Consider the following 21,707-nt stretch of genomic DNA (forward strand, 5'->3'; position numbering starts at 1 on the left):
CGTTGGCAACAAGGCAAAAAAAAAGCAGCCTAGGGCTGCTTTTTTTGGAAAAACCCCGGATCAGGAACCGCTGGCCCGGACGCCACCGCCACCACCACCGAAGGTAGCCGTCGGGGTGGAACCGAAGGCGCCAAAGCCGCCACCGGCACCGGTACCGCCGCCGCCTTCACCACCGGCAGCCGTCGGAGCAGCCATGGACGTCGGATCAGCACCAGCGCCAACAGCGGCTGCGAACATTGCGTTGTAGCTAAAACCGGCAGCAACTGCGGTATTGACAACAGTTTTGGCATCGTAACCAGCACGCACCAACGCAGCAACCACACCAGCTGCATCCTGGCCCTGGCTCAGCATCGAAAGGGCAAGAACGCCAGCAGGAATGCCGCTTGCGCGGGCATCAACAGCGATCGTTGACAAAGAGGCGCCTTGAGAAAGACGGGTTTGGGTCTCGGTACCGACTTGGCCCATCGACATCGTGCTGCTGAACGCAGCAGCTGCGGAAAAGCTAACGACCAGCGCGCTGGCAGCGATAGCAAACTTTGCGATTTTCTTCATACGCACCTCTCAAAAAAGAATATGTCCAAAGGTTAACAAGTCCGACCAACACCGTCAACCAAAATTTTGAAAAACCAAATAAAACCAAAGGCGTAGTACCAAGGTACAGTCCGCGTTCCTCAATACGCGTTCTTGTTGATGAAGCCCTTGAAGACCGTCAAAAAAATGATCTTTATATCCAGCCACAACGACCAGTTTTGCACATATTCCAGATCATATTTGACGCGCATTTCCATTTTATCCAGCGTTTCCGTCTCACCGCGCCAACCGCTGACCTGCGCCCAGCCAGTGATCCCCGGCTTGACCTTGTGGCGCAGCATGTAACCGCGAATCAGTTTGCGGTACTCCTCATTATGAGAAACCGCATGCGGCCGCGGACCAACAACCGACATCGTCCCTTGCAAGACATTGAAAAACTGCGGAAGTTCATCCAGCGATGTCTTGCGCAGGAAAGCCCCGAACGGCGTGATCCGCATATCGCCCTTCTGAGCCTGCACCACCTTGTCACCATCCTCGCACACCGTCATGCTGCGGAACTTCCAGACCTCGACCACAGCACCGTTCAAACCGTAGCGACGCTGCTTGAAAAGCGCCGGCCCCGGCGACGTCAGCTTGACGCCAAGCGCGATGATCGCCATCGGCACGGCAATGAGCAGCAAGATCAGGGAAGCCACCACAATATCCTCAAGCCGCTTGACCCAGCCATCCACGCCGTAGAACGGACTTTCGTGCAGGCTAAGCACGGGAATGCCATCCAGGCTTGTGATCTTGCCGTGCAGCAGGTCGAAAACGAAGAAATTGGGCACCAGATAAACCGAAGCAGTTGTATCACTGAGCTCGTTGACCAGCTCGACGATACGATTTTCTGCCTTCATCGGCAGCGTGATGTAGATGTAATCAACCTTGCCTTCACGGGCCAGCTCTACCAGTTCGCCAAAACGACCGATACCCTGCGCATCGTTGGCGGCGTGCCGGCACTCCCGCTCAGCCAGGCGGTCATCAAAGAAGCCAATGAACTCCATACCCAGCCAGGGTGTTTTTTCAACCTTGTTGACCACCTGCTGCCCGAGCTTGGTCTTGCCCGCCACCGCCAAAGTACGAATGTTGCGCCCGCTCGAACGCAGGCTGTTGAGAATCATGCGCAAGGAAAAACGCATTAAGGCCAGCAAAACCGGAGTCAGTCCAAACCAGACCAGAATCACTGCCCGCGAATAATCGGACGAGGATTTACCTAGGAAGGCCATGAAAACGAGGATGACGACCACCCAGAACCAGGTGATCAAGGTGGCAGCAATCGCCTCCTGAATCGGCACGACCCGCCACGAACCGTACATGTGCCGGGCGCCGCCGATGGAAAGAAAGAGCAAGACGCTCCACACCCCTGCCTGTGCATACCGCGGCTCGAAATCGAGACCGTGGGTTACCTGCATCGCGATGGTCAGCGAAATCAGGATTACGGTTGCATCCAGGGCACGGTGAAGAAATGCAATCTTAGAACTGTGGGGCCGAGCCAGCCCGGAAGACATCAGTGCCATAGGAAATCCGTTTGATACTGTAACAATGTGAACGCAGCCAGATCATGCCATGACAAAGCGCTTTTCCATATATTACGAAAGGCATATTTTGATCTCAAACGAGATACGGCAGCTAAATAAGTGGGGCCTCATTAAGCGGCCAACCACTCTGATTGGCGCTAGCACACAGAAAGAAGCTAATGCAAGCAGCCCGACAATTTAACAACCGAGTCCCCCACGAAGAGACAAGTGCATCAATAAAACATAGTTTGTGACAGAAAAAACAGAATAACCCCTATGTCCGATCAGCCACTGAACATGACCGGAAGCACACACATCGGACGACGCCGGCGCCAAAGGAAAATAGATCCAGAAAACTCGAGCCTCCCAATCTCCCCCCGCATCGGCTATATTAACTCAGATAGCCACCGCTTCCTCCCTATTTTTCCTCACATCAAAGGCCACTGATGTCAATATCGCGAGATAATCAGGAGAGGGTCTAAAAGCTAGCTCGATGAAAATAAATTATAATCTCGGCTAGGAATTAGTCTGTTTCGTCTATCGAAAAAACCGACAACAATGTGGGATAACAACAGCGATTTAAAAAAACTCGCCTCAACATAAATTAAGCATATTTATATACGAACAATATGAAAAACTTAACAAATTATTTAGAAAAACCAGGAAATAGCGAAAAACGACGAAAAGCTTTCAACAAAGGCTGTTCCAACAGGAGATAACACAAATATCCGGAAATCAATGCCGAGAAAAACAGGACAAATGAGAATATAAATGGATTATATGAAAAACCGATTTTTTTCAAAAAAATAGCCGAGCCGGCAAGAGAAAACGGATGAACCAAATAGAGCGAATAGGACGAATCCCCTAGTTTCCCAAGCCATACGGCCCAAGATCGCCATCCGCTATTAAATTTCGCTTCTAGACTTCTTATTCCAACAAAAAAAATTAAAGCAGGCACACCCCAGGACCAAACGCGGTGTAAATTCCAATTATTGTCGGAAAGATAAAAAAGAGCCCCCCCTAAGACCACAAGCAATATCCCAAACTCAAACCTTACATTAAAATTTTTATAAAAAATGAAAAAAACAGACATTCCAAAAACAAACTCAAACAACATCGGAGATGTTAAAAACTCAAACACAATACCATCTACGCTGAACACTATCCCAATAAAAACAAGGGCGCAAATAAATAACGAAGTAAATATTAGATGCAGAACCCCTTTAAAAAACACCAAAAACAAAGCAAATATGAAATAAAACAAAAATTCAAATCTCAGCGTCCACCCATTTTGAATCAGATACTTACCTTTTGTGGGCAATAAAAAGAAAGAAGAATATACATCCGTATCCCCTCCCGAACTATTAACCAAATGGGGACTAAGTAAATAGACAACCAATGCAAAAAAAGACAGCCCCCAGTACAAGGGGATAATTCTCTTTATTCTAGCGGAAATAAAAACAATAAAATTATTTTCCCGCGAATAAGACACTTGGCACATGATATATCCAGAGACGATGAAGAAGAGATCAACGCCAGCACCCCCAAAAGTCATCCAATCCCAAGGGTTAGAAGAACTAAATTGCGAGCATTTCCAAGAAATATGATGCAAGACGACAAGCAATGCGGCTATAGCTCTCAATATTTGAATTGATAAGATCAAATTCAGCACCTCTGAATACAGAAAAAATAAAAAATCGAAATTACCGATTTTTTTCCCAGTTCCATGCATGTTTAACAATGGTATCTAAGTCAGAAAAACGAGGATCCCAGCCAAGCTGAGCTTTGATCTTGGAAGAGTCTGCAACTAATCTAGCAGGATCTCCATCACGCCGCTCACCTTGTATGATAGAAATAGATCTTCCTGTAATTCTTTCTGCAGATTTTATTACCTCATTTACGGAATACCCCGCACCGTTACCAAGATTAAATGCAGTAGACTCACCGCCACCGAATAAATACTTAATCGCCAACCAATGTGCCTCAGCGAGATCCATGACGTGAACGTAATCACGAATGCATGTTCCATCCGGAGTATCGTAGTCGCTACCGTATAATGTGATACCAGATCGCCGCCCTGAAGCAGCTTGCAAAACAAGAGGAATTAAATGGGTTTCTGGATCATGCCGCTCGCCAATCATCCCGTCCGGATGAGCTCCCGCAGCGTTAAAATACCTTAAACATACAGAATTTAATCCGTAGGAATTACGGTAATCAGACAACACCTCTTCAATCATAAATTTACTACGGCCATAGGGATTAATTGGTTGCTTTGGATGGCCTTCGTCGATGGGCGTATATTTTGGCTCACCAAATATAGCGGCTGTAGACGAAAAAATAAACTTATTAACACCATGAGCCACCATAGAATTTAAAAGATTCAGCGTATTCGAAACATTATTTTGGTAATACTTAGCCGGGTTTCTTACTGACTCACCAACCTGTATATATGACGCGAAGTGCATAACAACATCAAATTTATAATCAGAAAATACCTGATCGAGAATTAGTCGGTCAGAAATATCTCCATGAACAAAATTTCCGTAAGAAACCGCGTCTCGATAGCCACCAGATAAATTATCCAAGGTAACTAATTCAACCCCTTTTTCACCAAGCAGCCATACCATATGGGAACCGATATATCCCGCACCACCAACAATTAGGACCCGCATTACCTGACCTCATATATAGAAAAAAACTAACGCCACTCACTCGGTCGATCAGCTCTCCAGTCCTGCATAGCTGAAAGAAGGTTATATTTGTAAACATATCCATTCGATATTAAAACAGCGGGCTGAATATTATTAGAACGAACCAATTTACGAATTCTCACTGGACTAATTGGCTGCTTGATACCTAAGGGGACCGCCAGTCCTTCAACAGCGTAAGAAATTAACAACAACAAACGAAATGGTAAAGAAGGAATCCACCGTTTAATACCGGCGACTTCACAAACAGTGTCGACATAGTTTTTAACAGACGGCGGGGTTTTCATCATAAAATTATATAAAAACACACCGCCACACTTTTCGAATTTACTTAATGCCCAAAACATTGTCAAAATCAGTTCCTTAACATAACCACCCGATTTCCTAGTATCACAATTCCCCATATAAAAGAAATATCTGCGCAACGTAGCCTTAATGAGCCTCGTAACATTTCCTCGCTCACCAGGGCCAAAAACGACACCAGGTCGAACAATTACCAAAACCCGATTTGAATTTGCCTTTTCCCATACCATATGAATTTTCTCGGCAACAAGCTTAGATCCTCCATATGGACTATGAGGCGTAGGTAATGAATCCTCAGTTTTAACCTCCTCGGATGGTCCATAAGGAGCAATACTGCTGGTAAAAATAATCGTATTACATCCTACAAGCTCCGCCCAAGAGCAAATATTTTCTGCGCCCAATATATTTGTTTCATAATATTCAAAAAGCTCATGACCGGGTTCTCTATGAACAGCGGCGAAGTTAGCGATTAAATCTACCTCTTGAGGCAAACACCAGGTATCAAAATTTGTTCTTACATCTAAGTTAAAGTATTCAAGTCGCGCATCAACTATATTGAAATCTGATCTAGGTTCAGCTATATCAGCTATCAAAATTCGATCTGCCAAATTATTTTTTAACAAATGCAAGATAAAGTGACTCCCAATAAATCCGGAACCACCAAATACAACGCAAGTTTTGTATCTCATAAGACCTCAAAATTAATTTAAAAATTTTTTGTAATTCGAAAACCTATGAAATGTTATAAAGTTCGAATTATGCTGATTATCGGCCCCGCCACTATCATCATCATAAGCAGTTCTTATCGCCAGATAAATATCGTCGCCAACAATAATCCAATCTGCGTATTGAAAACCATGATTAGATACATCTGAGTGAGCTAAAACAATTTTAGCTATGCTCCATTTTTTTAAATCAGAGGATGAAATCATAGCCAGAACATTTCTGACTCGTTCATAATTCATTCCAATATACTCAGGTAAAACAATATTTGTAAATGCAATATACCTCCTGGAAGCTTGATCGAACTTAAGTGAGAACTTCTTACCGCCACCGGGAAAATCTACAAAACCGTCACCTTCGGAAAATGAAATGGACATATTTGAATCATCCACATCTACAAAAGCGACCTTTTCAGGCAGATCGTTATAATAAACACGCATAACATTCTTTATTCTCCCATCAGGAGAAACGATCAAACTACCTTCAAGCCAACCTTTAAATTTTCCGGATAACCAATTACTATTACCTTTAAGAAAATTAGTTACAGTCCATCTATCGGTGTTTAGCAAATCACCATCTGTTGGAATCGACAAAACTAAAGATTGAAATCCCGCTGGATCATGATTCTCAAAGGATCTCCAATATCTATTTTTATATCGAATGACTGGAACTGGGGCAGAAAAAAAACGACCTTTAATACTCGACAGACCTGATGATGGGTCAATTGGTACTGTCCATGTCCTACCACAATCACTAGAACGACGAATACTTATTTTCCCTCCAACCCTTGAAGTCCCAATAATATATAAAGCTTCATCATGAATAAAAACAGACGACCAGTACTGATCTTTTACTACCGCAAGATCGTTCCAAGTTTTACCTCCGTCCGCTGAGTCTTTTATATAAGTGGTATTTTCCTTAGATCCTGACCCAAAGCTATCGTATGTAATCATTGGACGGCCGCACGGTGAAATAATTATAGAAGGCGACCCTAGATAAATATGGCTACTAGCTAAACTGTGTGCAACGACAACACCAGGAGGGGATGCATCAACGATCCCTACCCAAAAAAAAAATGAAATAAATAAATTTTTCATTTTTTAAAAACGCCAACAAGTGCATTGTCATCATAAACAAGAAGCGTAGTAATTTGCTTTTTACCCATCAATACAAGAGCATCTTCCACTCTAGTTTGAATAGGAACAGATGTAGGACTTTTAGTCATGAAATCTTCGGCAACCAATTCAAAAATCAAATTTCCACATTTTTGAATTGATCTACGGATATCGCCATCAGTAATTATTCCTAAAACATACCCATCGTAAACTATGGCAATTCCTAATTTCCCCAAAGTCATCGCTTGCATCAGATCGATGACTTTCGACCCAGGCGAAACCAGTGGCAAATTATCTCTAATCATTTCATCTCCAACGGTCGACAATAACCGTCTCCCAAGGGATCCTCCGGGATGAAATCTCGCAAAATTCTCCGGCTTAAAGCCTCTAACAGTCATGAGCGTAACCGCTAGAGCATCCCCCATAGCTAAAGTAGCTGTCGTAGACGCAGTAGGAGCCAATTGCAATGGACACGCCTCCTCCAATACTTGTATATTCAGATTACAGTCAGCCGCCTTTGCAAGGCTGGAATTATTATAGCCAGTCAGAGAAACGATGTAATTTCTATTGTTCTTTAAAAAAGGAATCAGTTTCAATAGCTCATCTGTTTCACCCGAGTAAGATATAGCAATGAATACATCTTCTTGAGCTACCATGCCAAGATCGCCGTGATAAGCCTCGGCTGGATGCATAAAAAAGCTGGGCGTGCCAGTACTTGCTAAAGTTGCAGATATTTTTCGACCAACAATTCCAGACTTTCCCATTCCGCAAATAATAACCCGGCCCTTCGAGTTAATTATCTGCGAAATAGCTGTATTGAATGAAGAATCCAAATTCTTAGCCAGGCCAGCAACTCCACTTGCTTCAATTTCTATTACCCGCTTAGCTATATTAATATAATCAATCATATCATCACCATATTATTAATACGAACCTAGCAGCTTTTCTGCTGCACTTGAATATCTATCGTAACCGAATCGATCGCGAGCTCGAACATTTGCTTCCATAGCGATAGATTTAAATTTTTCTTCGTTCCCAATCAGTTCAACCAAACACGAAATGGCTGAATCAGTACTATCGAATAAAAATCCAGTTACACCATGCTCAACCACATCGATATTCCCAGCGCAGGAAGATGCAACAACGGGTAATCCCATCAGCTGGGCTTCAATTATAGAAACGGGCATGCCCTCCCACAGGGAGGTAGACAAATAAATATTTGCATTTTTTAACAGATCAAAAACTTTCTCTCTTTCGACCCAACCTGTTACCTGTACTCCTGATTTAAGAAGGCTATTCTTTTCTTCTGAATCACCATCTCCAACCCATATAAATTCAACATTAAAATCTTCATCCCTCATAACTTCGGATAACTTCGAAAATAGCTGGGGATTTTTTTGCTTTCTAATTTGCCCGACTGTTATTACTTTCACAACACCATTTGATTCAATCTTATTCGAGACATTAACAGGAGGAAAATTAACTGAATTCTCAAGCAGATGGCACAACCTAAAAGGAATATATTTTTTAATTACTGAAAGCTCACTTCTCGAGCAAGCCACATAATCACATTTCTTAATTGATGCGAAAATCTCTAAAATAGAAAAAAACAAACGCTTTAAATTACTTATATCTTGCCTCATCATGGAGATACAATGAGGCACATAATAAAATCGCGCATTACCGAAACAAAACAAACCAGCAACTCGCCCTAAAAACCCGGCAAAAGAAGAATGTAAGAAGACAGCGTCGGGACCAATACGATTAAGTAGGATAGCCATTTTAATAATCGAATAAATTTTATTAAGTTTGCCATCCATCTGAATATTAATTAAACGCACTCTTTCATCAAAAACGTCTTTGATATTGAGTGGTGATTCAGGACGCTTAGAATAAATCACGCAAACATCATGACCCTTTTCGCATTGGGAGGCACTTAAGAGAGCTACCATTGATAACGTCCCGGTAGCCGTCGCTTCTACAATATTTACTATATTCATAGAGAATCACCAAAACAAGTCACACTCTGTTCAAATATCATTTTTGACATTCATTGCTATCAATCAAGTACATAAACAAAACAAAAACAAACAAAACACCATAAAGTATATGAAACTTAAATAGGAAAACAGGGAGTAAAAACAAAATTTTTACTTTTTCCCTTTTCATGGAGAACCATAAAATAGAAAAAAACAAAACGAAGCCTATCGCTCCGCCACAATAATATAAATATGCATAAAAAGACGAGTCCCTGATCTGAAACCCCCATATTCCGGTCACACCCTGGATATAGTTTTCATCCCAATAAAATCCACTACCAATTAAATCGTCAATAAATGGGCGGAAATAAAATTCATCAAAAATCGCAGACCGACTACTAACGGCATCATAATCGTATGCCATTATGACTCTCTTGTCGTAGAAATCGGAAAAGAAGGGCATTGCGAAAACCAAACAAACAATTAGAATTATTTTTTTTATATAATCTGTATTAAATACAAAAAAATAAAACAGAACAACAAGTCCGACAACCAGCAACGCAGCAATAGAAAAGCTTAACGCAGCGGTAGAGAAACCTAGAAAAGAGATTACCCCTATTTTTTTTTCATTCACCAATAATATAATTGATGCAGGAACAACTGTCATAGAGTAAAAAGAAGGTTCAGAAAATAGCCCACCACCTCTTATATCGAGAGCAGCACCTTCTAGTGCTTTGGTGAAATATAGAGAATCGGACTCAACTTCTCTAACATAATTATTAAAGTCAACAATATCGCCAAACAACAAATAGTATAATATTTGTATCGCAAAGAAGAGCGAATGAGCAATAATCAAAAATTTCAAACAATTATTTATTGACTCTCGCTTAATAATTCGCTCCGAAAAAAACACGTACAAGACATATGAATACACAAAAATAAAAAATGATTTTAATAAAAAGTTAAAATATATCCCGTGCCTTGCAGAAGCCATCATTGTAAATATAAATACAATCGACAAAACCCCACCTGCGCGCAGGCTAGACTTTTTAATCTTAAAAAATTCTGGCAATTTTATAATAACTAAAACGAGAATTAGTCCATACGATAACGCAGTTGCTCGCACACTGAAAGCATTAAGAGAAAACAAGAACAAACTTAAAGACAGAATAATTTCTACAAAATAACCATAAAATTTCACTGACTTCACCTTATTGCATATCCGAAATTACTTCGTACAAGCCAGATTTATCTAACACCTCCCCCCATGAGATGCGTTCTTTTAAGTAATTTCCATCTTCGTCGCGAATAGAATATATTGACTCAATATCCAAATCATCAAAAATATTCTTTCCCGTTACCAAACAATTTAATTTTAGCAGGTTTATTGTGTCCAAATTAGAAGGACTATCATTGCAGATAATTTTCCCACCTAAAGCTGCATATTCTAATAACTTGGTTGGTGTTTGATATTTGTGAGGGCGATGATATGGGAAATAGCAAATAGAAAAATCAGAATTCTTTACAATCTGTAGAGCATCTCTTTGCGTATGCCTACCCGCAAATTTGATTGAATCAATTGATGAATATTTTTTGAAAATAGATTCATCGGGGGTTCCAACTAAAACCAAATCCGTTCTTATTCCACTTTGTGCATTATTATTTGCCCATGCCACATATGAGTCTAATAATTTGTCAAACTTTCGCTCTACGCTCATCTCTCCGATGTAACATAACTCGATTAAATCATTTTTTCTCTTTGATTTTTTTTTATTTATTTCGAATATCCAAGCAGGAACCCCCATCGGAATTAGAATTGATTTAACACCATCCTTGAACCCCATAACTTTCTCTATTTTCTCATTTTGAAATATTCTTAGATCAGGGCTAGCATTGAAAAATCGTTTAACTATGTCCTTCAAAGCACAAAAGCGTCCGACAGACAATGAACGGTAATCATGTATTAACTTTTTGCAATCTATGCGGTTTGGATAAAACCCCATTATGCACCAGACAACATAATCTCTTTTGTTATCTATTTTTTCGAAATCACTTTCTTTACCAACGAGAAACTCGCAGTTATATTTTGTTTTAAAATATTCAGAATAAGCGGCAATTTCCGGATAATTTGCCTTTCCTGGATGCAACAAAAATACCTTCATAAATCAATTCCTTCCTAAAATCACTCTTGCGGGAACCCCAACTGCAGTCGCTCCAGATGGTACATCTGTTATTACTACTGCACCGGCGCCAATTCTCGCGAAATCCCCGATCACGACATCACCCAATACTTGAGAGTTTGCACCAAACTCTACTCCTGATCCAATTTTAGGCGCTCCGCTAATCTCGCCGTTTTTCTTCAGGATATTCCCAATAGTTACCCCTTGCCGAACAATGCAATCGTCACCAATGTGACTGTATCCGTTAATAACTAAACCACAACCGTGAAAAATTCGAAAATTTTTTCCGATTTTTGTTTTTGGATGAATCTCTACGCCCAAAATCCATTCAGTTAAGAAAATATAAAAAAATATTGCGGGAATTCCAAGCAGTTTAAGGTAAAAAGGCCCCATTGAAAAATAATGAGCTATTCGGTACAAGACGACGATTACTTTACTTTTAAAAAACGGATTAACTTTAATATCATTTAAAACAAGTCGTAGTAAATCAGACATCTCGATTACCCACTATCTCGAAAATTCGCATACAGGCTTCATCAGGGATATCATCACTTCCAAAATAGTCAACCCGATCAATTAAGAATTTATGTATATATTTTAAAAGTCTACTTCTATCAAAAGATTTATAAAAACAACGCCCCAAAACGATCAAGTTTTTCTGATATAGCATAGCTTCTAAACCAACCGTCGAATTAATGGTAACTATCAACTCAGATGATTTAATTAAATCGATCGTTCCAACATTGACCATTTCGAATTTAAGATCATCCATTAGTTTGAGAATCTTATCTAAATGCGTACTATTATTTTCTGCAGGGTGTACTTTTACTAGCAGCTTAAGGCCATGCTCTTTAGCCAAAGTATTTGCAAAATTTATTGCCCCAAGATTATCGAAATCCGAGTGAAGCTTAACTTGAGTATCTCCCGATACTTGTAGAGGCAAAAATATATAACGAATCGAATTCAACTCATCTGATGATATCGAACTAAATTTTGATTTCGGTATCAGCAATTTTTTATTTTTTTTCAAAAATTCAAAATTTACTCTACCTACGCCAAAAGACAAATATTTCAATAGATAATTAAAAAATGAAAGTAATTTGCTTCTCATTGATTTTACAGATTGTGGAATTGGCCTAGCTTTATATGCCTCATACAAACTCATCCAATTTTCGTGAAATTCATCAGTAATTTCATCATATTTATCCAGTAATTCTGGATGTTTAGCCAAATCCGAGAGTGCATTAACACCAGCGGGATCATAGAACAGCTTATTTGGCAAATTTGATATTTCGAAAAATCCCAAATCAACATGATTCAATCTACAAGCCTCCGTAATTGCTCTGCAGATTAGTTGCTGACCGTTCCACATTAAAACTCTATTTATATTCAACTCACCAATTATTTTTTCCAAGAGTGAATATACTGAAAAATAGTCTGAAATAGCTCTTTCCGAAGGAATTACCTCATTTACTACTTCTATCGAAAATTTTATTTTTTCTTCTGCATCGATATTAATTTTTTTGTTGCCACTAAAAAATCTACTTGGGTAATACGCACTAAATCCTTTGTTTTTTAATAGAAGATAACTTAACGGCTCGCTTACCAAAAATACTACATGACGTCCTTCTTTCTGTAGGCTGCATGCCAACCTATAGAAAAACCGATGGCGCTCCATCGAATCAACGACCAATAAAATCATATAAAATACACCAAAATTAATATTTATCTAGACAGGCCTATCTCGTAGTCCGACTTTAGCGGTAAAGAACACGCCCACAATTATCAAGCCCCCCCCCGATATTGAAAAAATTTCAACCATACAGAGAGGAGAAAGTTTTAGAATCACCGAAATAAAAACACTTAGAACCAATCCACTGCCGATCATAAATTGCAATAGAAAATCAAGCTTTTGATTATTTGTTGCTAGAAATATTTGAGACAAGCTCGTATACGCCAATTGTAGTGAAAACATCGGAAGCATATACATAAAATACTCAACCGATTTTCCCCATGAGCTTCCAAAAACAAACAATATAATTTCCCGTCCAAAAAAATACCCAAAAACCAAATACAACAGCGAGAATGAAAAAATTATTTTTGCGTAAAATATGTATACTTCTTTTAATTTTTTAGCACTTCCATTTGTGCAAGCCCCAACAGCATCCCTTCGAAGCACACTTCCAACACTCTGAGCTATAAGAGAAACAGGAAAAGCCCCGATTCGGAAGGCAATAGCAAAATAACCAGCTTCTTCCGCACCAAATAAACTCGGAAATAGGATCGGCAAGGCATATAACAAAATAGAAGAGAAAATGGTTGCCGGAAATATGTAAAAAGGAAATCTGTAATTTGATTTATAAAAACAAAGATCGAATTTAATCAATCCAACTTCAAATAAACTTCGAACGGGAAAAAAAACAAAAACTGACACAACAATAGATAAAAAATATAAATCAAAAACGCTTACAGAATCTATAGCGGTAAAAATTGTTTTCCCAAAAATGCAGCAGACAAACAATATTCCACCAGTCAATCGCATAAACGACACAGCCGAATACTCTCTTAGTGCGATAAAATATTGCGTTAAAACCTGCCCTAAGAAAAAAATAAATGCAAACACAAAAACAAGTGTATTTGTGCTTGCATTTATAATTACAGCGCAAAAAAGAACGGCAGACAAAATTAGCAACGATAACAAAACCGAATGAAATAGTGCATTTATTGTAGAATTTCTATCTTCAGAAACACAAGCTAGCTCATAACGTAAAGCAGATAGATTTCCTATAAAACACCCAAAGGCCAATTGAGAATTAAACTCCCCTAAATCAGCTGCTCCAAAATGGATTCCGATAAGATATAACGACCAAAAAAATAATATTTGGGTTCCTATCACTCCGAAAAGAGAAACCAAAGTATGTCTTATTTTCAAGAATCCACCCGAAACGGTAATTTTTATTTGCTATTAACCACGCAATATATTGACTTGAGTTCGGCAAGCAAATTTGGTAAATTAGAAAAATGAAGCATATTGGGGCCGTCACATGGAGCTCTATCTGGATCCGGATGCGTTTCCATAAAGACCCCTGACACAGCTCCTGTTGCAACAGCAGCCCGAGCCAAATGTGGTACGTATTGCCGCTGCCCACCACTTGATACCCCATTTGCACCAGGCAGTTGAACTGAGTGAGTAGCGTCGAAAATAACGGGGGCTTCAGTGGTTTCAGACATGATTTGAAGACCTCTCATATCAACCACTAAATTACCATACCCGAAAGTAGTCCCTCTCTCGCACACTGCGAAATGATCGTATGGGACGCCGGAGCTCTTAGCTGCTGCACGAGCTTTTTCTAAGACATTTTTCATGTCCCATGGCGATAGAAACTGTCCTTTTTTGAAATTAACTGGCTTGCCAGCCGAAGCTATTGCTTCTATAAAATCTGTTTGTCTGCACAGAAATGCAGGGGTTTGCATTGCATCAACGACTGAAGCAACTTCTTTTATTTGCCAAGTTTCATGTACATCGGTTAAAACAGGAATTTCAAATTTATTTCTAATTTCATCTAAAATCGATAATCCATGCTCAATTCCGACACCTCTAAAACTTGAATTAGAACTTCTATTTGCCTTGTCAAACGATGATTTATATACAAATTTCAAACCGGCATTGGAGAATATTTCCTTCAATTCTTCGGCTGTTTCTAGAGCAAATGACCGTGATTCAATAGCACATGGACCTGATATGAAAAATAATTCATTTGGTTTTTTTTCGAAAATACTTGAATTTTTCATATAACCTCTTCACAAAATCAAACCCATTAAAAATAATTTAATTTTCAAAAACGGCACAAAACATAATTTGGCAACAGTTTTATGCCTATAATTGAATTCAACATCACGAATGAAAAACCTCAATACAACTAATTTCCCCATAATTAGGATTGTTTAAATTTTGCCACTTTCGTAGTGAATTACAAAGGGATATTTTTCGGATATTCCCTTATCATTTTCTTATATGCATTTAGTTATACTACCCCGCTTCCGAGGGCACAACTCAGCTATTCAAAGATCAAACTCAGCGGGATAAAGTAAAATTTGCTATCGCCTTTCTCTGCCAATGAGGTTTTTTTGCTTAAGCGAAGACTCTTGCCCTTTGGAATAGTGCTTGTACTGTGGCTTTCTCCTTTTGCCATTGCCGGTCTTGTCGACTTCTCCGACAACCTGATTTCTTACGTTAACCGCCGCTTCTCTCCCGATGCCGTCAAGCGCCTGATGGTCTGGAAGCGTCTGCTCAACGACATGCGGGGTGCTGAAGCCGTTGGTGCTCGCGCCTCCGAGGCGCGCGCCGAGTCGCTGACCATGCGTAAGACCAACGATTTTTTCAATCAGGTGCCCTATGCCAATGACCAGGTTGCCTGGGGCCGTGAAGATTACTGGGCGACACCGGTGGAAATGCTCGGCCTGTTTGCCGGCGATTGCGAGGATTACTCGATCGCCAAGTATCTTTCACTGAAGGAACTGGGCGTTCCCATCGAGCGCCTGCGTATTACCTATGTGCAGGCCAAGAGCGTCAATGAGGCACACATGGTCCTTGCTTACTACCCGACGCCGGATGCCGAGCCCTGGATCATGGACAACCTGGTCAAGGAACTTCGCCCGGCCTCGCAACGGCCTGATCTGGAGCCGGTATTCAGCTTCAACGATGATGATGTATGGACCGCCAACGGCACCAGTCGCAAGGGTGGCGCCTCGCAAGTACGTTTGTGGCGGGAGTTGCTGGAAAAACTGGCGCGCGAAAGCCGGATGTAGGCGGCGAAACTACTTTGGCTCGGCCGACACGTTTTCGCCCACAGCTTCCGGCAGCGGTTCGGCCATCAGCCCCTCCACATTGTTACGTTCAACAATATTCAGCAGCGCCTCTCGATACTCCTCCCCCACTTTGGAGACGATTTCTCGCATTTGCGCCTGGCGGGTTTCCCCAACCTCGTTCCAGCGGGCGAAAGCTATTTCGGCCAGTTGTTTTTGCACCGCAATTTCACGTTGACCGTACAGCATCGCCCGATCAAAGGCCGCCCACATTTCTTCAGACGCCTCGTCGTTTTCATGCAAAGCCAGTGCGAGATTGCTCCAGGCATATGGCGACATCGGGCGCAGATTGGTCGAACGGCGGAAGTGTCCTATAGACTCAGAAAACAATGCCTGCTTGAGCTCGGGGATTTCTCGGCTCCGCATGGCTTGCAACGCATAAAGATACCCCAAGCTTTCCTCAACTTGCGGATCGTCAGGATTGCGCACCTGCGCCTGCTTGAGCTGTTGCAACGTCAGCCCCCAGAGCTTCATGCCCGGCGGTGCGCCATTGCGCCAGGAATCAACTACGGCACGCGGTTTCATCAACAGAAAGTCGTGCCAGCCAGCACGTATGCCAGCCAAAGAGGCAAACAAGGAGGCGGCAAGCAAAGTCCCCAAAAGGACCTTTTGTGGAAAACTCAGTCGTGAACTCATGCGTTATCAATTATTTTTGCCGGGCGCCCACAAACCATGTCCCAGGCCTTGGATTCACCGATCAGTGCCGCCACGGCATCGCGCCCTTCACTGATGACCGGTGGCCGGTGTTCGGCATTATGGGCGTCAGAAGCGAGCACATGTACGAGATCGTTCTTGATTAACCAGTCTGCAGTACTTTTTGATTGTTCACCAAAACGGCCCGCCACCGATCCGGCGGTGACTTGAAGCCAACAACCAGAATCAACAAAAATCCGGATACGATCCGGCTGGGCCATGACTGCCTTGTTGCGCTCGGGATGAGCGATCAATGGTCTGATCTTCATTGCAAGCAGCTTTTCGATGAACTGCTGACTGCCTACCGGGATCATCTGGTGCGGAAACTCGAGCAGCATGATCTTGTAACCACCGACGCTGCCCAAAAAAGGCACTTCGCCTTCCAGGATCAGCTCCAGCGACTCCATGCTTAGGCGAACCTCACCGCCCAGACGAAGCTGTAGGGGAATTCCAGCCGCATCCAGCTCCCCCTGGAACTTAAGCACCTTGCTCAACAGGTTGGAGCGCTGGTTTTTGTAACGCCCGGGATGGATGTGGGGCGTCAATACCGCGGTGTGAATACCGTCAGCAACGGCAATGCGGGCCAGCTCGAGAGACTCCTCGAGATTGCCCGCCCCGTCATCGACGCTGTAAAGAAGATGCGAGTGCAGATCAATCATGCCGGGAGCTGCACTCATATCACATCCACAACTTAAACAGCACTGCTGTCCTCGCCATAGACGGCACCGTAACCCGTCTGGCCGTAACCATATTTGCCGTAACCGGAATATTCACCGTAGTACTTTTCTGCCTGGGCAAAATCAAGACGATTAAGCACCACACCCAGCAATTGGCCTTCGGCACGGCGAATACGTTGCAGACCACGGCGCGCCAGTTGCCACGGTGTCGAATTGGCACGGGAAACATAGATCACGCCGGTCGCCATCGGGCTGATCACCAAGGCATCGCTGACCAGCTCAACCGGCGGCGAGTCGATGATCACCACGTCGTAGACTTCCATCAGGTGATCCAGCGTGTCCTTGAATTTTTGGGAGAGCAACAATTCCACCGGGTTCGGCGGAATGCTGCCGGAGGGCATGATATCGAGGCTCGAGCCGTCAAGGTGCTGTAGGCAGTCCTCAAGTTTTGCCGTACCGGAAACCAGGTTGGAAAGGCCCATCGCCCCCGGCTGCAAACCCAAGCCCTTGGAAATGGCCGGGCGACGCATGTCGGCATCGATCAGCAGAGTTTTCTTGGTGTGGGCATGCGCCATCGCAAGATTGATCGAGAAGGTCGTCTTGCCTTCGCCCGGCAGGCTGGAAGTGATCAGCAGCAAGCGCTTGGGCACATCGAGCGCAGATAGCAGAACCCCTGTGCGAGCGGTCCGGATCGCCTCGGAATAAAGGCATTTCGGATTATCAATGAAGATGCGCGCCGTCGATTCACGCGCCACTTCGTCATCGGTCAACAACGGCAAAGCGGTCAAAAGCGGCGTCTTGAGCTTGGTTTCGACATCATCGGAGGTCTTGAGGGTATTGTCGAGGCGCTCCAGAACCAGGGCGGCAAGCGTCGCAATGAAGACACCAAGAATGAAAGAGATCAAGATAATCTGCAATTTCTGCGGCTTGACTGGCCGATCCGGGACCACAGCCATATCGACAACCCGAGCCACAGGTGTTTGCAAATCACTGGAGATGCTCGTTTCCTTGGCACGTTTAACGAACATATCGAAGATCTGGCGGTTCGACTCGACTTCACGCTCAAGGACGGTCAATTCGAATTCTTTGCGGTTGATGTCCTGTACGCCGCCCCGAGCAGAAGCCATCTGCCCTTCAAGGGTACGTTCGGTGCCCTTATTAACCTCATACTCCTGAGTAATACTGGCCACCACGGTATCAACCTGGCGCTGCAGATTTTCCCTGGCGGACTTCAATTCGCCTTCGGCCTGCATGTATTTCGGGTGTTCCGTGCCATAACGCTGCGTCAGTTCGGCCAGGCGACGCTCCGCCTGGGACTCCTGGCGCAGGGCATCGGCCACGATGGGGTTACGGATAACGGCCGGCAAGGAGGTCAGGTCACCGGTTTTCTTGGCAGACTTGATCTGGTTGTAGGCATTTTCTGCCTCGGCACGACGCAGGCGAGCCTCGACCAAACGGCTGGTCACCTCAATCATCTGCTGGCCAACCCCGCTCTGCCCAACGCTCTTGACGTCCACAATGCCGGCCTTTTCCCGATATTGCTGCAGCATCCGTTCCGATTCCTCAAGACTGACCCGCAAGGAGGCAAGGCGATCCTGAATCCAGTTACTTGCCTGTTGCGTCACCTTGTAACGGGCATCCATATCGCTTTCGATATAGGCCAGCGCAAGGCCATTGGCCACTCTGGCAGAAAGAGCAGCACTACTTGAATCAAAACTGATTTTTGCCAATTGGCTAAGACGCACAGGCTCGATCACCACCCGTTTGACGAAAACTGGATAGATCGCTTCAGCCAGGGTGTCATCGTTCCATTCAATACCGGCGGGATCATCCTTTAAGCCCACACTGACCAACAGACCGGTCAACATGGAATCGGCATCAGGACGCGGGTCGAATTCTTCCGAATTCCAAAGTTCAGCTTTCTTGATCGCCTTGATCGCGACTTCGCGCGACTTGATGATTTCGACCTGGGTCTGGAAATATTCGCGATTCTGGCTGGCACCGGAATAGACATCGTCAATTGTCACTACCTTAGCTTTGCCGGCTTCGATCATCAAGGTTGCCGTCGCACGATAAATCGGTGTCATCGCAAATACGATGGCGGCAGCCAATACCGCGAAAATAACGCCAAAGGCCAGAATCTGGCCTTTGCGTTTCTGTATCGTCCGCCAGTACTCGAGAATATCGAGTTTTTCTTCGTGGTCGGCGGGGTCATGCAGAAAGATCTGCTTGTGATGCGGCTGCTCGGGTGTTGCTTGAGAAGTCATTTAGATAGGCTTTGCTGAGCTGTTGCAGAATGTAACGAAAGGATCAGAAGAAGCTCTCTTCAACTGTCACAATGTCCCCGGGATAAACTGGCGAGTTCAGACTGGCATTTTGCGAGCGCTGCGCCGGGTCGCTTTCACGGATGATGAACACCTTGTTCACCGAAGCACGCTCTTTGAAACCGCCAGCCAGCGAGGCCGCCTTGCGCACCGTCAAACCCGGCTGGAAAGGATAACCACCCGGCTTGTCCACCATGCCATTGATGTAGAACGGACGGTATTCGTCGATCTGTACAGACACCTTGGGGTTGACCAGGAAGCGGCCGCGCAGACCATCGGTGATGATCTTTTCCAGATCGCCGATGGTCATGTTCATAACGCGGATTTCGCCTAAAGCTGGATAAGAAATAGAACCGGCATCCGTCAGGCGGATTTTTTCCCGGTTCAGATCGTCCTCACCGAGCACACGGATCGAAATCACATCACCCGCCGCCAGCTTGTACACTGACAAACCGGACGGGGTAAATTGGAAATTGCGGTCTTCATTGCCCTGCAAGGCAGGCACATCCGCCGATTGAGCGGATGCCACCTGCCCCGTCACCAGACCAGCACACAGACACAGCAAGGCCAGGATTTGACGCAGAGAAATCATTTAGAACACACCTTCAAAAGTCAGCATGACAGCATTGCGCTTGAAGTCGAAACCATCGGAAGTCGATTTGCGATCCGTGTAGGTATAGCTCATACCGGCGCGGACATGGCGACCGAGTTCGCGATAGAGTGCAGCACTAAAGGTTTTGGTGTCGTCCTTGCGCCCAGCGTCCTGATAATTGGCCGCCAATTTGCCCACTGAAAGACGCGAATTGATATAGCTGGCCCATTTGTGATCCCAGCTCAGCGTCGTTGCCGTACCCGTGACATAGGAACCGACCCCCATCGAGTCGTACAGAGACTTGGAAGTTTCCAGTTCGACCATCGAATAGGTCATGGGCAACCAACGCAGGCCGATTTCCCAGGCATTGCCGGAAGCGTCCTTGAGCGTCGAGTTATTGAAGGTCTTGTAGGCTTTACCCAGCTTGATCGTACCTTCGGTCTTGGCGGTTGCTTCCCAAGTCACACCCAAGTAAACGCGACGGTCAGAGTTGTCGTTCAGCGCCGTGCTCAACTTGTAATCGCTTTCGGTATCGCGCAGTTCCATCAAGGCGTAAGTCTTGGGCATGACACGATAGAAGAAGCGACCGGTGAAAGATGCGATATCGACATCGTAGCTTTCAGTCGTGGCGCGATTGTTTTCGTAGCGCTTGTTCATGTAAGACGCTTCGAACTCAAGACGGCCCGGGGCTCCCTTTGCACCATAAATCGCCAAGCCACGCATGACCGGCGCATGCCAGCGCGACGGCTCAGGAAGAATGCTGGAATTAACCGAAGTGGTACCGCGCGCATCAGACCGGACGATATAACCTGCACCGACACCCGTACGGAAGCGGGTGGTGAAATAGTTGTCGGCGCCCAACCAGAATGCGTGGTTATCGAAGTCATCGGCGCTGGAACTCTGATAACGACCGTAGTTACCCACATAGCTGGCCGTGTAGCGATCACCACGATTTTTTACTTCGGCAACCACTTCCGGGCTAAACACCACGATGCTGGAAGACTTCTTGCCGGAACTTACGGCCGTCACGTTGTCGTTGTAGCCAAAGCCGATCATCGCTGACGGGAAGACATAGATGCCTTCGGTCAAACCGAGCGCACGGCCACGCGAGGGAGAAGTCATCAACAGGCCCTGTTCGCTGCCGCCACGACCACCGGTAATACCGGAGCCACTCAGCTCATAACCGGCGCTTGCTGCTTGTTGCGTAAAACCCGTGCCCGAAGAATCGCTACCAAAGAAGGAAGGCTTGCCGCCCATCTGATACTCCCCCATGGTGGAGTCAGATGGCTGCTCTTCTTGCGTTGCAGCCTTTGATTTATCAGCGGACTCCTTGCTGGCCGAGGCCTTTCCGGAATCCGAGGAAGCTTCAGCTCCATCGGCAGCAAACGCCGCCGGAGAGACCAGACCAAGAGCCAGCATGAGAGCAATGGCAGAACGAGTTTGAGCAACACGCGACATAT

20 protein-coding genes are annotated in these 21,707 nt (G+C 44.3%); 1 reads left to right on the forward strand and 19 read right to left on the reverse strand.

Going from position 1 to position 21,707, the window contains the following annotated elements:
* Positions 1–60: 60 nt before the first annotated feature.
* From KIG99_RS02940 to kdsA, 14 genes are all read right to left on the reverse strand, one after another.
* Positions 61–552 (reverse strand): hypothetical protein, encoded by a 492-nt coding sequence (locus KIG99_RS02940; RefSeq protein ID WP_226458761.1) that lies wholly within the window; start codon positions 550–552, stop codon positions 61–63.
* Between the two features lie 119 nt (positions 553–671).
* A complete protein-coding gene (locus tag KIG99_RS02945) occupies positions 672–2,087 on the reverse strand; it encodes an undecaprenyl-phosphate glucose phosphotransferase (RefSeq protein WP_226458762.1) in 1,416 nt (471 codons plus the stop codon).
* A gap of 646 nt (positions 2,088–2,733) precedes the next feature.
* Positions 2,734–3,759 (reverse strand): acyltransferase family protein, encoded by a 1,026-nt coding sequence (locus tag KIG99_RS02950; protein WP_226458763.1) that lies wholly within the window; start codon positions 3,757–3,759, stop codon positions 2,734–2,736.
* A 31-nt stretch (positions 3,760–3,790) separates the two neighbouring features.
* Positions 3,791–4,759, reverse strand: a complete 969-nt coding sequence (gene galE, locus KIG99_RS02955; protein WP_226458764.1) for a UDP-glucose 4-epimerase GalE — start codon at positions 4,757–4,759, stop codon at positions 3,791–3,793.
* Between the two features lie 26 nt (positions 4,760–4,785).
* Complete coding sequence (locus KIG99_RS02960; RefSeq protein WP_226458765.1) at positions 4,786–5,787, reverse strand: NAD-dependent epimerase/dehydratase family protein; 1,002 nt, start codon at positions 5,785–5,787, stop codon at positions 4,786–4,788.
* Between the two features lie 12 nt (positions 5,788–5,799).
* Positions 5,800–6,918: a sialidase family protein gene (locus tag KIG99_RS02965; protein WP_226458766.1), complete on the reverse strand. Its 1,119-nt coding sequence runs from the start codon at positions 6,916–6,918 to the stop codon at positions 5,800–5,802.
* Complete coding sequence (locus KIG99_RS02970; protein ID WP_226458767.1) at positions 6,915–7,844, reverse strand: KpsF/GutQ family sugar-phosphate isomerase; 930 nt, start codon at positions 7,842–7,844, stop codon at positions 6,915–6,917. Before KIG99_RS02970 ends, KIG99_RS02965 begins: the two co-directional genes overlap by 4 nt.
* A gap of 15 nt (positions 7,845–7,859) precedes the next feature.
* Complete coding sequence (locus KIG99_RS02975; protein ID WP_226458768.1) at positions 7,860–8,936, reverse strand: glycosyltransferase; 1,077 nt, start codon at positions 8,934–8,936, stop codon at positions 7,860–7,862.
* Between the two features lie 37 nt (positions 8,937–8,973).
* The gene (locus KIG99_RS02980; protein WP_226458769.1) at positions 8,974–10,116 is read right to left on the reverse strand and encodes a hypothetical protein; all 1,143 of its coding nucleotides are present in this window, start codon (positions 10,114–10,116) and stop codon (positions 8,974–8,976) included.
* Between the two features lie 10 nt (positions 10,117–10,126).
* Entirely contained in the window at positions 10,127–11,077 is a 951-nt protein-coding gene (locus KIG99_RS02985; RefSeq protein WP_226458770.1) for a glycosyltransferase family protein, read from the reverse strand.
* A gap of 3 nt (positions 11,078–11,080) precedes the next feature.
* Positions 11,081–11,590, reverse strand: coding sequence for a serine O-acetyltransferase (locus tag KIG99_RS02990; RefSeq protein ID WP_226458772.1), 510 nt, complete (start codon positions 11,588–11,590; stop codon positions 11,081–11,083).
* Positions 11,583–12,797 carry a capsular polysaccharide export protein, LipB/KpsS family gene (locus tag KIG99_RS02995; RefSeq protein ID WP_226458773.1) on the reverse strand — a complete coding sequence of 405 codons (1,215 nt, stop codon included), beginning with the start codon at positions 12,795–12,797 and terminating at the stop codon, positions 11,583–11,585. Before KIG99_RS02995 ends, KIG99_RS02990 begins: the two co-directional genes overlap by 8 nt.
* 27 nt (positions 12,798–12,824) lie before the next feature.
* A complete protein-coding gene (locus KIG99_RS03000) occupies positions 12,825–14,027 on the reverse strand; it encodes a lipopolysaccharide biosynthesis protein (protein WP_226458775.1) in 1,203 nt (400 codons plus the stop codon).
* A gap of 23 nt (positions 14,028–14,050) precedes the next feature.
* Positions 14,051–14,887 carry a 3-deoxy-8-phosphooctulonate synthase gene (gene kdsA, locus KIG99_RS03005; RefSeq protein WP_226458777.1) on the reverse strand — a complete coding sequence of 279 codons (837 nt, stop codon included), beginning with the start codon at positions 14,885–14,887 and terminating at the stop codon, positions 14,051–14,053.
* 369 nt (positions 14,888–15,256) lie between these two features.
* On the opposite strand from kdsA, the gene KIG99_RS03010 reads away from it, so the two are divergent.
* Positions 15,257–15,904 (forward strand): transglutaminase-like cysteine peptidase, encoded by a 648-nt coding sequence (locus KIG99_RS03010; RefSeq protein WP_226458778.1) that lies wholly within the window; start codon positions 15,257–15,259, stop codon positions 15,902–15,904.
* Between the two features lie 9 nt (positions 15,905–15,913).
* On the opposite strand, the gene KIG99_RS03015 is transcribed toward KIG99_RS03010, so the two are convergent.
* The 5 genes from KIG99_RS03015 to KIG99_RS03035 are packed head-to-tail and all read right to left on the reverse strand — an operon-like array spanning position 15,914 to position 21,705.
* On the reverse strand, positions 15,914–16,597 hold the full coding sequence (locus KIG99_RS03015) for a hypothetical protein (RefSeq protein ID WP_226458780.1): 684 nt from the start codon (positions 16,595–16,597) through the stop codon (positions 15,914–15,916).
* Positions 16,594–17,313 carry a tyrosine-protein phosphatase gene (locus KIG99_RS03020; RefSeq protein WP_226458781.1) on the reverse strand — a complete coding sequence of 240 codons (720 nt, stop codon included), beginning with the start codon at positions 17,311–17,313 and terminating at the stop codon, positions 16,594–16,596. Before KIG99_RS03020 ends, KIG99_RS03015 begins: the two co-directional genes overlap by 4 nt.
* 32 nt (positions 17,314–17,345) lie before the next feature.
* Positions 17,346–19,598, reverse strand: coding sequence for a GumC family protein (locus KIG99_RS03025; protein WP_226458783.1), 2,253 nt, complete (start codon positions 19,596–19,598; stop codon positions 17,346–17,348).
* 43 nt (positions 19,599–19,641) lie between these two features.
* The gene (locus KIG99_RS03030; protein WP_226458784.1) at positions 19,642–20,247 is read right to left on the reverse strand and encodes a polysaccharide biosynthesis/export family protein; all 606 of its coding nucleotides are present in this window, start codon (positions 20,245–20,247) and stop codon (positions 19,642–19,644) included.
* The gene (locus KIG99_RS03035; protein ID WP_226458785.1) at positions 20,248–21,705 is read right to left on the reverse strand and encodes an outer membrane beta-barrel protein; all 1,458 of its coding nucleotides are present in this window, start codon (positions 21,703–21,705) and stop codon (positions 20,248–20,250) included. It lies immediately after the preceding gene.
* Positions 21,706–21,707: the final 2 nt, after the last annotated feature.

This window comes from Quatrionicoccus australiensis (assembly GCF_020510425.1).
Lineage (GTDB): Bacteria > Pseudomonadota > Gammaproteobacteria > Burkholderiales > Rhodocyclaceae > Azonexus > Azonexus australiensis_A.

What these genes read in the sequence shown, in the direction of transcription:
- KIG99_RS02970 (WP_226458767.1), bottom strand. Translation starts at nt 7,844, where the DNA reads ATGATTGATTATATTAATATAGCTAAGCGGGTAATAGAAATTGAAGCA.
- kdsA (WP_226458777.1), bottom strand. Translation starts at nt 14,887, where the DNA reads ATGAAAAATTCAAGTATTTTCGAAAAAAAACCAAATGAATTATTTTTC.
- KIG99_RS02945 (WP_226458762.1), bottom strand. Translation starts at nt 2,087, where the DNA reads ATGGCACTGATGTCTTCCGGGCTGGCTCGGCCCCACAGTTCTAAGATT.
- KIG99_RS03025 (WP_226458783.1), bottom strand. Translation starts at nt 19,598, where the DNA reads ATGACTTCTCAAGCAACACCCGAGCAGCCGCATCACAAGCAGATCTTT.
- KIG99_RS03035 (WP_226458785.1), bottom strand. Translation starts at nt 21,705, where the DNA reads ATGTCGCGTGTTGCTCAAACTCGTTCTGCCATTGCTCTCATGCTGGCT.
- KIG99_RS02985 (WP_226458770.1), bottom strand. Translation starts at nt 11,077, where the DNA reads ATGAAGGTATTTTTGTTGCATCCAGGAAAGGCAAATTATCCGGAAATT.
- KIG99_RS02960 (WP_226458765.1), bottom strand. Translation starts at nt 5,787, where the DNA reads ATGAGATACAAAACTTGCGTTGTATTTGGTGGTTCCGGATTTATTGGG.
- KIG99_RS02975 (WP_226458768.1), bottom strand. Translation starts at nt 8,936, where the DNA reads ATGAATATAGTAAATATTGTAGAAGCGACGGCTACCGGGACGTTATCA.
- KIG99_RS02965 (WP_226458766.1), bottom strand. Translation starts at nt 6,918, where the DNA reads ATGAAAAATTTATTTATTTCATTTTTTTTTTGGGTAGGGATCGTTGAT.
- KIG99_RS03015 (WP_226458780.1), bottom strand. Translation starts at nt 16,597, where the DNA reads ATGAGTTCACGACTGAGTTTTCCACAAAAGGTCCTTTTGGGGACTTTG.
- galE (WP_226458764.1), bottom strand. Translation starts at nt 4,759, where the DNA reads ATGCGGGTCCTAATTGTTGGTGGTGCGGGATATATCGGTTCCCATATG.
- KIG99_RS03020 (WP_226458781.1), bottom strand. Translation starts at nt 17,313, where the DNA reads ATGATTGATCTGCACTCGCATCTTCTTTACAGCGTCGATGACGGGGCG.
- KIG99_RS02940 (WP_226458761.1), bottom strand. Translation starts at nt 552, where the DNA reads ATGAAGAAAATCGCAAAGTTTGCTATCGCTGCCAGCGCGCTGGTCGTT.
- KIG99_RS02990 (WP_226458772.1), bottom strand. Translation starts at nt 11,590, where the DNA reads ATGTCTGATTTACTACGACTTGTTTTAAATGATATTAAAGTTAATCCG.
- KIG99_RS03030 (WP_226458784.1), bottom strand. Translation starts at nt 20,247, where the DNA reads ATGATTTCTCTGCGTCAAATCCTGGCCTTGCTGTGTCTGTGTGCTGGT.
- KIG99_RS02995 (WP_226458773.1), bottom strand. Translation starts at nt 12,797, where the DNA reads ATGATTTTATTGGTCGTTGATTCGATGGAGCGCCATCGGTTTTTCTAT.